The organism is Klebsiella sp. CN_Kp073, assembly GCF_040065495.2.
Lineage (GTDB): Bacteria > Pseudomonadota > Gammaproteobacteria > Enterobacterales > Enterobacteriaceae > Klebsiella > Klebsiella aerogenes.
On record NZ_CM198051.1, the window covers coordinates 4,025,960 to 4,041,483 of the forward strand.

12 protein-coding genes and 1 pseudogene are annotated in these 15,524 nt (G+C 41.8%); all 13 read right to left on the minus strand.

Features of this window, described 5'->3' with window-relative positions:
• Window positions 1-7 precede the first annotated feature (7 nt).
• Entirely contained in the window at window positions 8-1,318 is a 1,311-nt protein-coding gene (locus ABLV66_RS19535; protein WP_045390866.1) for an ABC transporter permease, read from the minus strand.
• A complete protein-coding gene (locus tag ABLV66_RS19540) occupies window positions 1,319-1,969 on the minus strand; it encodes a hypothetical protein (RefSeq protein ID WP_348876125.1) in 651 nt (216 codons plus the stop codon). It lies immediately after the preceding gene.
• Window positions 1,944-2,660, minus strand: coding sequence for an ABC transporter ATP-binding protein (locus ABLV66_RS19545; RefSeq protein ID WP_047044478.1), 717 nt, complete (start codon window positions 2,658-2,660; stop codon window positions 1,944-1,946). The genes ABLV66_RS19540 and ABLV66_RS19545 overlap by 26 nt, the downstream gene beginning before the upstream one ends.
• Window positions 2,661-2,668: 8 nt before the next feature.
• On the minus strand, window positions 2,669-3,634 hold the full coding sequence (locus tag ABLV66_RS19550; protein ID WP_074165448.1) for an ATP-binding protein: 966 nt from the start codon (window positions 3,632-3,634) through the stop codon (window positions 2,669-2,671).
• A 1-nt stretch (window position 3,635) separates the two neighbouring features.
• On the minus strand, window positions 3,636-4,856 hold the full coding sequence (locus ABLV66_RS19555; RefSeq protein WP_348876126.1) for a beta-ketoacyl synthase N-terminal-like domain-containing protein: 1,221 nt from the start codon (window positions 4,854-4,856) through the stop codon (window positions 3,636-3,638).
• 4 nt (window positions 4,857-4,860) lie between these two features.
• Entirely contained in the window at window positions 4,861-7,419 is a 2,559-nt protein-coding gene (locus ABLV66_RS19560) for a beta-ketoacyl-[acyl-carrier-protein] synthase family protein (RefSeq protein ID WP_072056480.1), read from the minus strand.
• A gap of 71 nt (window positions 7,420-7,490) precedes the next feature.
• Entirely contained in the window at window positions 7,491-8,660 is a 1,170-nt protein-coding gene (locus ABLV66_RS19565) for an aminomethyl transferase family protein (protein ID WP_047044485.1), read from the minus strand.
• A gap of 29 nt (window positions 8,661-8,689) precedes the next feature.
• A complete protein-coding gene (gene apeE, locus ABLV66_RS19570) occupies window positions 8,690-8,980 on the minus strand; it encodes an ApeE family acyl carrier protein (RefSeq protein WP_348876127.1) in 291 nt (96 codons plus the stop codon).
• 18 nt (window positions 8,981-8,998) lie between these two features.
• Window positions 8,999-9,547 (minus strand): hotdog family protein, encoded by a 549-nt coding sequence (locus tag ABLV66_RS19575; protein WP_348876128.1) that lies wholly within the window; start codon window positions 9,545-9,547, stop codon window positions 8,999-9,001.
• A 3-nt stretch (window positions 9,548-9,550) separates the two neighbouring features.
• The gene (locus ABLV66_RS19580; protein WP_088389820.1) at window positions 9,551-10,306 is read right to left on the minus strand and encodes an SDR family oxidoreductase; all 756 of its coding nucleotides are present in this window, start codon (window positions 10,304-10,306) and stop codon (window positions 9,551-9,553) included.
• Between the two features lie 18 nt (window positions 10,307-10,324).
• Complete coding sequence (gene acpS, locus ABLV66_RS19585; RefSeq protein ID WP_348876129.1) at window positions 10,325-10,693, minus strand: holo-ACP synthase; 369 nt, start codon at window positions 10,691-10,693, stop codon at window positions 10,325-10,327.
• Window positions 10,694-10,711: 18 nt separating this feature from the next.
• A pseudogene (locus ABLV66_RS19590) lies at window positions 10,712-12,357 on the minus strand (ShlB/FhaC/HecB family hemolysin secretion/activation protein).
• A 58-nt stretch (window positions 12,358-12,415) separates the two neighbouring features.
• Window positions 12,416-15,076 (minus strand): two-partner secretion domain-containing protein, encoded by a 2,661-nt coding sequence (locus tag ABLV66_RS19595; RefSeq protein ID WP_045390895.1) that lies wholly within the window; start codon window positions 15,074-15,076, stop codon window positions 12,416-12,418.
• Window positions 15,077-15,524: the final 448 nt, after the last annotated feature.

Consider the following 15,524-nt stretch of genomic DNA (forward strand, 5'->3'; position numbering starts at 1 on the left):
CTGCCCTCTATGAAGATTTAAATGCATCTGTAATATTAAGCCGCGATGCACGATATGCAGGAATGATAGAAGCCAGGGCTGACGTTAAAATTGGCAACATCAAGGTAAACCAAATTAACTCTGCGTCATTGCTTTTAATAAATGCAGTATATCCAACTGACTGCCCTGGAGAAGGAGGCATTGCAATGCCGGAAATATTAATAATCGCAGCAATGGTATAACCAAAAGCAAGGCTACCGATTGCCCCCAAAATGCCTATATATATACCTTCCAACCAGAATAAAAGCGTAACACGACTGGACTGTAAACCGATGGCTCGTAGTGTCGTGATCTCTTTAGTCCGCTCAACGATATTCATCGTCATTGAATTACCGATCATAAATATCACAATAAGTGCTACTATGACTTTAATAAAAAAATAGATACCCGAAAGCATGCCTTCAACTTGCTGGTAAAAAATAGAGCTTTCCTTCCAGTCCTTAACGATAAGGGGTAAATTCTGTTGAGCGATAAACTCTCTCATTTTAATAACAAATGGCGCTACATCATCATGTTTTAATAAGATAACTATTTTACTGACGCCATTCGTACCCATGATTCGCTGAGCGGTATCAAGAGGTATCTTTAGTGCAACATCATCATAATCCTTAATTCCCGACTCAAAGATGCCACGGAGTTTGACTGATATAGCGCCCTGTCCTCCTGCCACATTTACCGCCAGGATATCGAGCCAGTCACCATAGTGGCTATCAAGTGTTTTGGCCAAACCGCTTCCGATGGTAATTTCATTATGTTTTACGCGAGATAAATCGCTTCCAAAGACTATCTTATCAAATGCTCCTAGCTTCAGAGATGGTAATGGTTCAATGCCTTGCGCCGAAAAATAATTTGACGTTTCGCTTTCGTAGTGAGATATAATCCCACTAAACTCTAGCTGACCTGAAATTGTCGAAATTGCATTAGAAAAATAGGCATTTTGTAATATATTATGCTTTAGTGAAATGTAGTCAGAAATAAGGCTTTTATTCTTATTAGCCGTTTCAAAGTAGGATTTATTATAAATTTGCACATGGCCAACATTAGTTCGTATCGTCTGCTCCTTGAGTATCCAAAAAGAGTATTTGATAAAACCGCCATATAGAAATATAGCGCCACCACCTAAAACAATAGCAAAAATAGTAGAAAGGGTTCTACGCTGATGCCGTAGCAAATTAAGGAATGAAAATTTAGCATCACCATAGTTGAAGATGATATTATAAACTACAAATAGCAATAACAACGCCACAATACCATTAATGAATATCACATCCCTTGACATTTAATCACCTTTAATAACCGGAACAATAACCTGCACGACTTCAGCCATTTCCCACGCAGGCGGATTGTTATTTGCATAATCGATTTTAAGGTTTTGCCCTACGCTTCTCAGATACTGAAGGAATTGTTCTTCTTGTGGTTTGCTATGGCACTGATGGAGAGCTCGTAAACGCATCTCGTTAATCTTCCGAACAATCTCGACGCTGAATTTATCTCTATTCCTCATCAGCAAGTCGGTATCTTCAATCGTAATCACGCAGCGCCCCAAATTACCTGGAAGCCAGGCATCAACACGCGCACGCAAATATCTGATTAGCAAATTATCTTCATTGACATCTATCGACTCATCCATATAGAAGAATCCTGTTTTTGCATATTCAGAGGCGTGAATCAGATCATTAACACTCAGGTAATAAGCTGCTTGCCGCAGCATCCCCCATGAATAAAAGATCAGCACACCAACGTTATTAGTGCGTTCATATTCTTTAAGCAAATTTGCTGTGACCGATGCTAATGCTTTTGGCTCACCTGGTAACCCATCCTGTAAAACACGATCCGAAACAGGTGTGGGTATCGATTCAGCGAATGCTGAAAATATAACCGTGGTTAAACACAGAAGCAAAACTCTACAAAGATTGCTTCGCTGAATCATATATTATTGCTCCATCTTTAATTTCCACTCTCCGACGAGCTCGCTCTTGTAGCTGAGTCGAATGAGTGGAGATAATAAACGTCGTCTCTGTGCGCCGATTAATGTCAAGCAGCAGGTCAAGAATCGCTTCTCCAGTGGCCAGATCCAAATTTCCGGTCGGTTCGTCGGCAACAACGACTTCAGGACTATGCGCTAACGCCCTTGCTATCGCGACCCGCTGTTGTTGTCCGCCTGATAATTGGCCTGGCTTTCGCCCGACTAAGTGGGCTAAGCCCACACTATCGAGGAAATGTAGACTCCGTGCTTTCGCCTCTTTTGCATTGAAATGTCCATTTAGCATCAGGGGATAAAAAACATTATCAAAAACACTTAGTACCGGGACTAAATTGAAAAACTGAAAAATAAACCCTAAATGATGACTACGGAGTCGCGCTAAATTCTTTTCAGACAGCGCATTTAGATTTTTGCCTAGGAAAAAAACATTACCTGCCGTTGGTTTATCAATACCTGAAAGTATATTAAGCAAGGTACTCTTACCGCTTCCCGAAGGGCCACATAATGCTACGAACTCACCTTTTACAATATCCAGATTAATATCATTCAGTGCAATAGTAATGTTATCCTGAGGACCATAAGATTTATGTATACCGTACAGAGATATATCAGGTAATTCTGTTATATTGCTGCGCATAGGGCCTTCTATTCGTACCAGGTATCAAAATAAGCATAGCCACCGACTGCCCCAGGGATAACGGTTCGAAGACAGCCATTATGCAAAGCGTGGTGTGCAATGTATTGCCAGCTCAAAGCAGGGGTCATGCAGCCGCTACAACCATAACGAGTAATGAGATCGACTCCTTTGTTAGAAGGTGGTATTAATTTATTGATACCACCGGCATAGGCAACCAAGTCAATATCATTATTTTTTTCTGATTGTGATACAAACAAGCGGTCTACACCATTAGATATATATGGACCACAGTTCACTCTCATATGACTTTCTCTTCTACTGAATATAAAGCAGCCCACTCTTTCAATTGACACATTCACGCCAGGAACATGCTTATGATGTTTTTTCCTTTCGCCTTGGCTAAGGCTTTCTGCGGTAAAAGCCAACAACGGCACCGCACGGTAACCTCCGCAGATAACGACAAAATCAAATACATCCCAAGCAAGATAATCCTGTGTCAATGCCATTGCTTGAAATAGAGCATAGTTTTCACCTCGTATTTTACAGGTCACGTTGTTGATAGAAAATTTCTTAATCAAATTCTTAGGTAAAGTATCAATAGTTGATAAGTTAAGGCTACTTATATTGTATTCAAAAACGCCTGACTCCCCCCATGAATCAATATAGATAAAGGCGGTTCGTGATTTCAGGAGTAGCATCCGTTCTTTTGCTGATAAGCTATGTAGAGCATCGTCCGACACTCTTTCCATGGCATTAATATAGGGTATATGATCTGGTCGCCTTGTGATTTCACGATTATATATTTCGGCACGTGTGCCAAAGCGTTTAAATCGCCAACCATTCGCTCCCGTTGCCTTGAGCGCGGTATTGAATGAATGCGACTCCCATACATTTAACCAGTTTGGATAATATAAATGAAACGGTTCTTCAGGTTCAAGAAATGAATATGAAGACAAATACATCTTACTATTCATATCAACCACAACTCTTATTCAAATTTGTCATTAATAACGCAACAACTGAACCATCGACGCCTAACCCGGTCTTCAGAAGATGGTTTTTTTCATGCCTCCTCACACCTCCTTCTACGGAGATATGGCAAGCGACATCATCTATGATTTCGTCATTGATAACAGGAAAAATCAATTCATTCGTGAGCAGTAAATGATAGCCAATAATTAGGTCTATCACCCCAGAACCCGTTGCGGTATAACCAACTTGTCCTTTATAGGCCAATACGGGAAGCGGGGTTTCACCAGCAAACATAGCGATCGCTTTTGCTTCAACTTTATCACTGGATGAGGTTCCATTACCGTGAGGGATGAATGCACAAAGGTCCTCTTTTCTCACCCCAGCATCATTTAATAATGAATGAATTAACTTCAAAATGCTGGTGCTTTGCCAGGATGCATCATTACTTCGACTAGCATTAATTTGCTTATATGCCGAAGTAATACATACTCCCGGACTTTTTCCGCGCATCATTCGGTGTTGTTGACTTTCCAGTAACATAACGCTATAGCCTTCGGCAAAATGCACACCATTGCTGTTTACCCCGAAGGGCTGGACAATTTTACTGTCAAACATTCCCTGGCTTGCAAGGAATACAAGATCCTGATATTTAATTTTTGAAATATTAATAACAAGCCCGAGGTCAATACCTCCACTCTCTATTGCCCTGGTAACCAAATGAATAGCCGTCAATGATGAGTTACTTGTACAGTTCATATTTGGCGGCAAATATTGCAACTCATACTTTAGCCCCAGCGTATAAGAGACATTATCCTGCGACATATTTTTTACAGAAAGATTTTTAATTGAAGATGTTACCGAAACATCTTCCATATCATTGTAATTATAAAAATTCCTGTAATCCATAACATCAACACGAGGGCCTATTCCGGTAATATATACTCTAACTCTGTTGCCTTTCAGGCTGTCATTACTAAGACCAGCCTGTAGTAAGGCGTCATCAATGAGTTTGTACACCAGTTCAAAAGCGCTATCGTTTTCTCGTTGTAGTTTCGCAATGAATATATTCTCTGCAAATCCACATTCTCTAGCCTGGTTATCTGATATAAACCATGGCGACAAATGTACCCGTTTTCCTTGCTGCAGATTTCGAATTAACAGCGAACTATTCTCAGCATATGGCAAGGATACACTAAAGCCAGAAATAATAGCTCTCCCGCTCACCTTGTTATCCTTTAATCACGATAGCGTAATAATTCCCGCCTTCTGTAGCGCCAATTAAAAGAGCGTATTTGATAGCTATTTCTCGTGTTTTCTTTACAAAGTTAATTCTTGCGTCGGAAAAGTTTTGTGTATATGGAATAGCAGGAACCGATTGTCTTTGAATACAATCAAGAATCACCGCCAGGTTTAAAAGCCCTGCAGACGAAGCAACAAAGCCAAAAAATGCGTTATAATTCACCACTGGAACATGTGGATTATGGCTATGGAATGAATCATAGATTGCATTAATTTCTATGATTGAGCTAACTTCGCTGCCACTACTAGTTCCACACACTAAATCAATCTCTTTTGCGGTAATACCCGCATCGGCAAGCGCGCGAGCGATCGCCAGCGACATTGCGGTAGATTTTTCCTCAATCTGCGTCGCATCAAAGTAGGAATTACTGCATGACTTACCATAACCTGCAATTTCTCCCAATATTTCAGCGCCACGGGTAGCTGCTGCACGCGCGTCTTCCAATAACAGCATACAGGCCCCTTCACCAGGAACATAGCCATGTTCCTCTTTGGCATATACCTGATAATCAGCGACATTTGACGTCATATGAATCTTGTTGGTCACCGCATCCATATACAGGGACATCGATGGAAAATATTCATCAGCCCCGCCAACAATGACCTGTGGCTGTAGTTGCTGGCGAACAATTTCATAGCCATAAGTCAATGCGCCAAGCGCGGCGTTTTCACCGGTCGCTAACGTAGTCGTATATCCCTTTATACCTTCCGAAATCCCACAAAATGTCGTCATCGAGTTCATCAGCGAACCAGGAAACTCTGAAGTACGTACTTTGCGCGGATCGGGCTTTAAACTTTGTAAATACTTATAGGTAGTTTCTTGCGGTCCACGGGCCATTCCCAGAACCATGCCCAGCTCCTCTCCGTCACGTTTAATCTTGCGTTTCGCCCTATTCAGCGCTTCTGAAAGTGCAATCAGCGCAAACGTACCGCCGCGCGTTGCCTTGCGTGGGTCATAGCGGCGTAAATGTTTACGTGGTTCGAGGCCTTTCACCTGGTAAGTTTTAAAGTGCTTTTCTGACTCCGGCTGTCGGTAGGCCGCTTCTCGATATTCTTCGCCAAATATTTCCGCAAACTGATTAGTTTTCTCTACAACATCCAACAGCGCTTTAGCCTCTTCAAGCGTATCATCAGGAAATACTACGCCGCTCAACTCCAGCGACCTGGCATCTTCATGGATATAGCGAAGAATTTCATTAAGCGTATGTCCAATAGCCGATACGGCACCTATCCCAGTTATAACAACACGTTTGGCATCATAGGCGGTAAGAGGAACTGAACACGGCTTGGTACTGACAATCATGCAGCAATTATTACCGCCGAATGCGTAGTTATTCTTCATAAAGATATTGATATCTTTGTGTCGAAACTCATTCGCCACGTAGTCCAGATCGCAGTTAGGGCGCGGCTGCGAAAAATTCAACGTTGGCAGAACATGCTTCTGCGGAAGGGTAACTAAACAAGCGATGAGCTCGACAATTCCGGCGGCGCCAATATTGTGGCCAAAATACGATTTAGTAGAACTGATCAATATATTTTCGGCGCCAGAGAAAACTTTCTTCATCGCCAGAGTTTCTATTTGGTCATTAGCCTGCGTTCCCGTACCATGCGCATTAACGTAATCAATTTGCTCAGGTTTGATACCTGCATTCGCCATGGCTTTCTGCATGACCTGCACTGCGCCGCTAGCGCGCGGGTCGGGCCCCGTTTCATGGTATGCATCACACGAGGTGGCGTACGAGAGAATTTCGCCGAGAATCGTCGCACCACGCGCGACCGCATGCTCATACTCTTCCAGGACTATTGCCCCTGCGCCTTCGCCAATAGACATACCTGAATGCCCCGAAAATGGCGAACACGATTGCGGGTGCATAACGTTCAGGGCATAAAAACCGGCAAAGGTGGGTAAATAAATAGGTTCCGTTCCAATAGCCAGCATAGCCTTGCTTTTGCCGTTTTGGATGTAATCAAAAGCCATGCCGACTGCGTTCGGGCTTGCCGTACAAGCCGTTGCAACGAGTTCCACGCCTCCTTTCAGGCCTAATAACGTAGATGCGCTGGAACAACACGATGAAAAGCTGCCTGAAAAAAGAGCCTTCCGTAACGAAAAGTCCTGAATATGCTGCTCAAATAGCGGAAGGAATGCTTCAGTGCCTGCAGAAGAAACGCCTACAATCAGCCCCATCTGTTCCAGGCACTCCCGATGGGTTGCCAGTTCTGCCTGCTCTAGTGCTTCCTTACCAACTTTGTAGGCCCAAAGTGCAGCATTATCTAGCGATGAGACAACCTCTTTCGATAATTCGGGACAATGAATTTGATGCAGCATTTCAGCCGCACGGGCGTTCGCAAACCATTTAGAGAAACGCGCACTATCAGTGATGCCATTTTTTTTCTCCAGCAGCGCTTGCCTGAAGTCTGCGATGTTGTCAGCCAGAGACGACAAAATCCCCATACCGGTAATAACCACTCTTTTTCTACTAGTTTTCATAATGTTATGCTTTATCCCGATTGTTATTATCTACCGACCGATGCTGGATATAATATTGTCATCGCTAAACGTTATACCGTGGCAAACGCGCTCTTTGCTTTCGAAGCATCAACAAAGCTATGCGTTGTGGGATTAACCAACAAACTCAAGTTATAAATAAAGGGTAAGTTCTGTGTTTTCGCAGCGATTTCACCATTTGCGGTTTTAAGGCTAAAACCTGAAATATCGGCTAACGCATAACATTCATCAATAAGGGCCAACGCAATCCATGCTTGCCTGGCCGGCGAATATGTTGCATTAATAATAACCCCTACCTGTTGTCCATTAACCATCACAAGATCATCTGAATCGATCTGACAACATTCATCGCATGGAGAGATCCCAATAAGCTTACGTTGTGCGCCATTTCGCGATAACTCCACGACTGCACTCTTACCAATAAAGTCCTCTTTATCATACTGGATAGCCCACTGCATTTGCAGTTCCACCGGATTTGTGGAATAGCGAGGGTAAATACTTTCATCCCATCCTGTATTTTCAATTCTCACCAGACGTTGATATTCTAAGCCACCGGTTTTCAGCGAATATCTGGCGCCTATTTCTTGTAACTTCATCCACATGGTGACAAGCGTTGCTTGTGCACCAATCAATTGATATGCGAATTCGCCATGTTTCCCACAACGAAAAACCATAAGTCCATCATTGGTATTCATATATTCATAATAAGGTAGGCCAATGATATCAAAACCATAAACCTCTGCCATTACTTCCCAGGCATAAGGCCCTTCCAGCATAATGACGCCCCAGTCATCCTCTCCCATCGATTTTATTTCTGGAATCTCCTGAATATCTAAATCATCCGCCTTAACAAGGATTTCATTCAGGATATTTATAACTTCTTGTGCAGTCAGATTCTCTGATAGAATATAATAGCCTTCAGCGGCGCACAGAACATAAGCATCACCGCGGATAGTTCCATCAGCGTTAAGCAGCAAAGAGTAAATACCCTGTTCATCACGGATGATCGATACATCAGCAGATACCAAATAGTTTACAAGCGCCCATGCATCCTCCCCCATCACACTGGTAATGGACATATGAGAATAATCTACCAGCAAGACATTTTCACGCACAGCTTTATACTCTTCATAAATATCATGATATGAAGAAGGTACGCATTGGTGATTATAGATACCCATAACCGCATTGTTTTTAAAATGGAGATCAGAAAGTAACTTCATAAAATACCCTTCAATATAACCTTATCAATTCAGGATGTTTTTTTCTTTAGAATGAAAGATGCCAGATTATTTATGCTTCGCATATAGGCTGGATCATCGCCTTCTGAGACCTGGATGTTGAAGGTTTTATCAAGCATAACGATAATCTCCGTTGCATCGACAGAGTCAAGTTTCAAGCCATTGCCAAACAAGGGCGTATCATCATCTATTTGATGAGCCTCACGCTGGACATTCAGGCGTTGAATAATTTCGTTTTTAATCGTGATGATTATTTTTTTTCTTTCATCAATTTCATCAATTTCATCATGGATGTTTGTCACACCGAACTCCTTGGATAATTAAATGATTTCTCTAAAGTTAATAATGATGCCCTGGCTAATAATTTTCTTGCCAACATTAGCTGTAACTAAATAATGTTTAAACCCACTATCATCAGAAAATGACAGCTTGCTTACCACTTCAATCGTATCTCCCGGGTAAGCCGTTTCTTTAAATTTCAAATTCTGTGATGCTAACACTCCACGCACCGCAGCACGCCTTGCATGTATTATGCTCAACATATCCGGATGCTTGATATAAGCATGTATATCACGCAATGACCTAAGTTCTTTACCCGAGTGTTGTTGATAAATATCACAGATATCAGTGAGAAAAGAATAATACTCGCTTGCCTGGCCAAATATCTCAGAAATGATCGCTCCTGGCATAATGGGATCTTCCGGAAAATGTCCAAGCAGATAAGGATCATTATAAGTTACATGTTTTATAACTTTGATGAAGCCATTCTCTCCGTATTTAAAATCGACTATTTTATCTACCATGAGTAAAGGTTGACGCCAGCCGCCCATAGCAAGAAAAATTTTTGGTGGTATTGAATACTTAGACATATATCACCGCATTACCATGCCACCATCGACGACGATGGTTTGCCCTATGACATAGCTAGATGCTGAAGAACTTAAATAAACAATAACGTTGGCCACCTCGTCACATTTTCCGAGTCGTTTTAATGGAATTGAGTTAGTCACTTCACGAACAACTGTACGTGGAACCTTCTTCGCCATTTTAGATTCAATCATCCCCGGCGCGACCGCGTTAACGCGTACTCCCCGCGGCGCCAGCTCAGCGGCAAGTGTCCTGGTAAAACTTAATATTGCACCTTTTGATGCGCTATAGTTTGCCTGGCCAACGCTTGGTACAAGAGCTGCCACCGATGCGACATTAATAACAACTGGATTTTCCGCTGAACGTAATAGCATTAATGCTTCCTTCGTTAACCGGAACAAGCTAAGTAAATTAATGCTAATGACAGAATAAAAATCATCAAAGGTCATTGATGCAAAGAGGCTATCCTTAACAATCCCCGTATTATTCACCAGCACGTCCAGTCTTCCGGCTTCGGCAGTCAAGCGCTCACACAACGCAGTCACTTCTTTCTGGCTTGTGAGATCGCATGGCAAAATATTAAGTAAGTTGCCATTAGCATGGTTTCCTTTCAGAGCAATCAAAGGCTCGACATTTGATTTATACAACGCATATACCGTGCATTTTTGCTCAAGAAATTTCTCGCAAATTGCAAGACCTATGTCGCCGCTGGCACCAGTAATCAGCACCTTTTTACTTACAAGATCGCTATACCTATACATTTTACATGAATGCCTTTATTAATAGATTATGGTTGCGGCTATCGCATATGTCCGGCAGTGTGAAATACTCAATGATATATTCATAATTTGTTGATTATTTAGAATCTCCTTAACACTCCCTGACAATATGAATTCAGGTTTTCCATATTCATCATGAACGACCTCAATGTCATGGAAACGGATCCCGTGACTAAATCCATACCCTATGGCTTTTACCAGAGACTCCTTAGCAGCCCAAAATCCTGATGCCCTCTCATAATTAGGGCAAGGAAAATCAATATCTTTGATCTCATTATCCGTATATACTCGATGAAGAAATCCTGACTTATCATTGGCAATGGCTTTTTCTATTCTTGCCACTTCAACAATATCTGTACCAATACGCATTGCACATCCCCCAATGAATTAAATCTGGTACGCAAAGTTGAAATTTAATTTATATTCATCGACATCCAAATTATTAGGATAGATAAAAGGGGCTGATACCGAAGCATCATATTCCAGAGCTCTGACAGCCCCTTTGACACCCAAAATACCACCCATTATTTTTTTGCCACTAAGGTTCTGTGAAGGTAACTTACCAATTATTTGACCATAATCTGCACCGATATAGGGTATGAGACCTTTATAACCCGTCACAGCATTTAGCGTGTTCTGTAAAAAGAAACCTTTATTGCCATAGATCCCATCACTATTTTGAAAACCACGCACACTCCAACGATCGCCTATCGTGAACTGATCCTGTAACGTCAAATTATCCGGTGAATACTGGGCGCCAAAATTAAGTTCATAATAGGCGTTAACTGGCAACATTGTTAACCATTTCACGTAATTCACATTAAGGTTCACAATTTGACTTTCTTTACTAACAGTGCCAGTGCGCATATCAGGTGTATCGGTACCGCCAAACGCCTTGGTAAACCGCTGCCAGGTTACCGTGGAGTCCAGTGCTGCCCCGGTAAAGTTTCTCTTATAATTTACGCCTAACCGTACATTACCCATATCACGCTTTTGCAATACCAGTTCTGTCCCACCCAATGTGTAGTCATACTTACGTCTGATCAGTTCAGCGCTTGCAGACAATTTTGAGTTCACATTGCGGTATAGCATTCTATTGCCTTTAAGACTGAAGTATTCTGTCTTGCCAATATAGTCAAAAGTATATGCACCAATATCGATGCCTTGATGGGATTTACTTTTACTATAATAGAGACTAAGATCATAATAACCGAATGGCACACTATAATAAGTACTCACGTTCTTATAGCCACCCGTTTGGCTACCTGTCCCTGCAAGATAAAAAAGGTCACTCAAGCCTGTGACATTATATAAATAACTTGTTCCACCGATAAGTTCACTACCAGTACTCTGATCGCCGAAGTTATTATAGGAAGCCCTTAAGCTCCATTTTTTTTGCGCTGCGTATTTATTACTACTTTGCTCGAACCATTTTCGGAACCTGGCAGAATGTTGATCTTTACATCCACCTCAGGGGTTCTCTGTATGTTTTCCAGGCCTTGTTCTAGATCTCGGATGTTCAGAATATCGCCAACTGAAAAAGGTAAAATCCACTTGCTTATATCATTTCCAGCAACAACGATCTCTGAAATTCTTCCAGGCACAACCGTCAGTTTTAATTTTTTCGTTGATAAATCCTGAGTTGGAATTTCAACTCTGGTAGTAATATACCCTGCGTTTATATAATAATCCTGGAACAGCACCGCAGCCTTTTTGAGCCCATTCATTCCGAGACATTGACCAACTACCTGATTTTTTATTTTCTTTAATTCATTATTATCTAAAAAATCATCACTAAGAATCAATTCATTGATCTGAAAACAAGGTGTTTCTTGCGGGAATGTGCTATCAGTATGTTTCTTTGTTGTAGCATCAGAATATACATCTTTCTGCTCTATTTTTCTGTCTTGTAAGGACGCATTATCGTTACTTTGCTGTTCTTTTATAAGACGACCTAACTGAACATCAGCAGCAGTCACAGGAAGCGCAACCAAAAAAAGAGAAGTAATAATTAATGTATGTCGAATATCCATTTCTTATCCTGATAATGTGAAAGCAGTAATCCCTTACTGCTTTCACCTGCTACCTGATTTATTTACCGACCACGGTACCAAAAATGTTTACAATATTAGCAGTAGTCTGAAATCCTTGCGCACCACCTAATACAGCCCAAAAACCAGTATTGACTATTTTTTTGGCATTGATAACAGCTTTACCATTGGTATACAGATTACCGTAATTATAAATGTTATTACTTGCCGTGACGTTCAATTCGCTGTCAGCAACTAAGTTAGCCCAGTTAGAGATATTTTTAGCGGTAACGTTAGTTGTTTTGGCCGAAATGTTCGCGCCAAGGTTATTGGTCAGGTCATTTGCTGTAGAAATATTAAGCGTATTTCCAGCAGCAATATCACTGTTATTAGTAATGGTTTTCCCCGTCAGGTTCAAATCACCATCAGCACTAAATGCATGGTTATTAGTCAGATAACCAGAAGCATTTACCGTCATATTACCTTTGGCGTTCACCCAGCCGGTATTATTATAATCTCCATTGATATTAATCAATACGTCGCTATCAGAAGAGATGATACCGGTAGCCGTGTTTTTTGCGATAGAGCCACTTGCTTTGGACGATAATCCACTGGCATCAATCTTCATGTTGCCTGAACTGTAGATTGTTGCATAATCAGCGGCAATTCTCTTCGCTGCAATCGTCATTTTCCCGGAATTCGCAACAATCTGCCCTTTGTTACTGGCAAGATCGCCAGTCAGGTTAATATTTACATCACCGGTTTGCGCAATGATACGACCGGATTCGTTATTCAGGCTTTTCGCCGTAATATCAACACCCTCACCACCAATTAAACCACCTTGTTGGTTTCCATAACCGAAATATTGACCAACATAGAAACCGAACTTGTCGCTATCGGTGCTGGTGATTTTGCCTGCCGCATTAAGCGCTAGTTTTTGATCAGCAACCATCATAGTATATTTAGCATCGATATCAGCTCCGGAATCGATACTGATATTTTTAGCTTTAATGACTGAACTGTCTGTGCTCACGGTGTTGGCTTTGATAGTAACATCACCGTTTACTGAAGTTATCACCCCCAAGCGGCTGTAGTAATTGTCGAGATCGATATTTACACCATCTCCTCCGTTAATACCGGATTGGCTGGTATTGATGTCGCGACCAGTAATTGAAACAGTCTTACTGCTTTCAATTTTACCCATATAGTTATCAATATCACTGGTGGTTTGGATGCTCACATCACCATCTGAGGCAATTTCGCCAGCCCAGTTGAATAAGTAGTCAGCAGCAATCTCGATGCCATTACCTGAGACGATACCCAAGGATTCACCGCCCGTGGTATCGGCCGATTTGTTGTCGTTGTTTTTAACTGCTTTCGTTGTCGTTAATTTTACAGCACCAGCACTGGAACGGATCAAACCAGTTACGTTTTCAATGTTTCCAGTACTTTCAACTTCGACATTGCCCGTTGAATCAATAGTTCCGCCATTATTGGTTAACGATGTATTTTTCAGGCCAACATAGCCAGCATGAATCTGACCGTTGTTATTATTAAAATCACCTGATTCTATTGCAACGACACCCGCCTCAATACCCGCCGTTTTAGCTTTTCCGGTATTGGTAAAAGTATTACCACTGGTATTGACAGCCAGCGTTTGTCCGGCAGCCAGTTTACCATTACTATTATCGAATTTACCGCTGGTAATATAGTTATTCGTGGTTGCTAAAATATTGCCACCGTTGATATTACTAACATTATTACCCGAAGTATCAATAGCGATCATTTTATCGCTGTTGATTTTCCCTGCGCTATTTTCTAAAACACCGTTGGTGTTCAGGGTGATATCGCCACTAGACTGGATAGCTGCGTTTTTATTAACCAACTTCCCATTGCTGGTAAGCTTTATACCGCTATCGCCACCTGCAATCGTTCCCTGGTTTCGCACGCCAACCCCAGTTTCAGTACTGACGAGGTTAATCTTATTCGCGTACATTCCGCCTAACTTTGATACATCCACGCCATAGCTGCTAGCATTGCCAGTAGCAGTCACGGTACCCGTCACCACCCCCTCAGTATTAAGGGCATTATTGCCAGCGACGACATTAAGTTCACTCGCAGAAAGAGCGCCATTCACCACGATACTGCGCGCGAGGATTTCGGTCGGCGAGTCGCTCTGAAATCCACTTACCGTAATCGTTCCGCCATTAACCGAATAGCCATTTAGCAGCCCATCATCACCGATCTTTGGCGTGCCAGTCGTCAATGTCCCTTTTTCAGCGTTGATGAACCCGCCTCCCTGAGTCGTAATGCCATTAGGGTTGGCAATGATTAAGTGAGCGGAATCACCTGCAACTTCCATCATGCCATTAATGGTACTGGCATTTGTTGAAGTTACTTCGTTAAGAATAACCATTGCGCTGCCATCCGTAAGGTTCGGGTTGGCCGCAATCTGCCCTGCCAGCACGGACTGTGCTGCGCTTGTCGCGTTATTAAAAATAACGCCCTCGGCACCAACATTCAGCGTGTCATATACGTTATGCGAAAGGCCATTGCTGTTCGCTTTGGCGATATTAACAACCGGCACGCCATTGGAAGCTTCAGTAACGCTGCCATTTTTAATAGAAATTTCCGCCTGCGCCATTACGGGCATCAGCAGTAATAATGACGCTGCAATCGGGTTTAATTTCACTGACCTTTTTTTGTTTTCGTGGTATTTCATATGAACCTTTCTAAGATAGTATTGATTGAGTGCAGCCAGAAGGAATAATCTGCGCTAATGCAGCAATATTCACCCTGACTATTTTAAGTACGCATCATGCATACAAAATCCCTGTGAAAAGCACGTAAACTCATCAAATGTTATATGCAGTTCTATTCAATAAATTATTTTTAAATATATTAAAAATGTATTTTTGCGCTCGCCTACGCCGAATGCATATACCTACATGGAACAAAGAAAATTGATTCAATTCATATAAAATATGAGACATCCCCTGTCCACGCATCGAGCGTAACGACTCGTTTCAACGCTGTTAGTTCATCAGTTCTCATCTCGCCTGCTAAACCAATTCAAAATTTTTTTAGCGATGCGTAATAAATAATGGCACACACAACGCCGTATCCTTACTCCGTTACAGTTTCACCGATTAAAATAATGAACAAAAAGT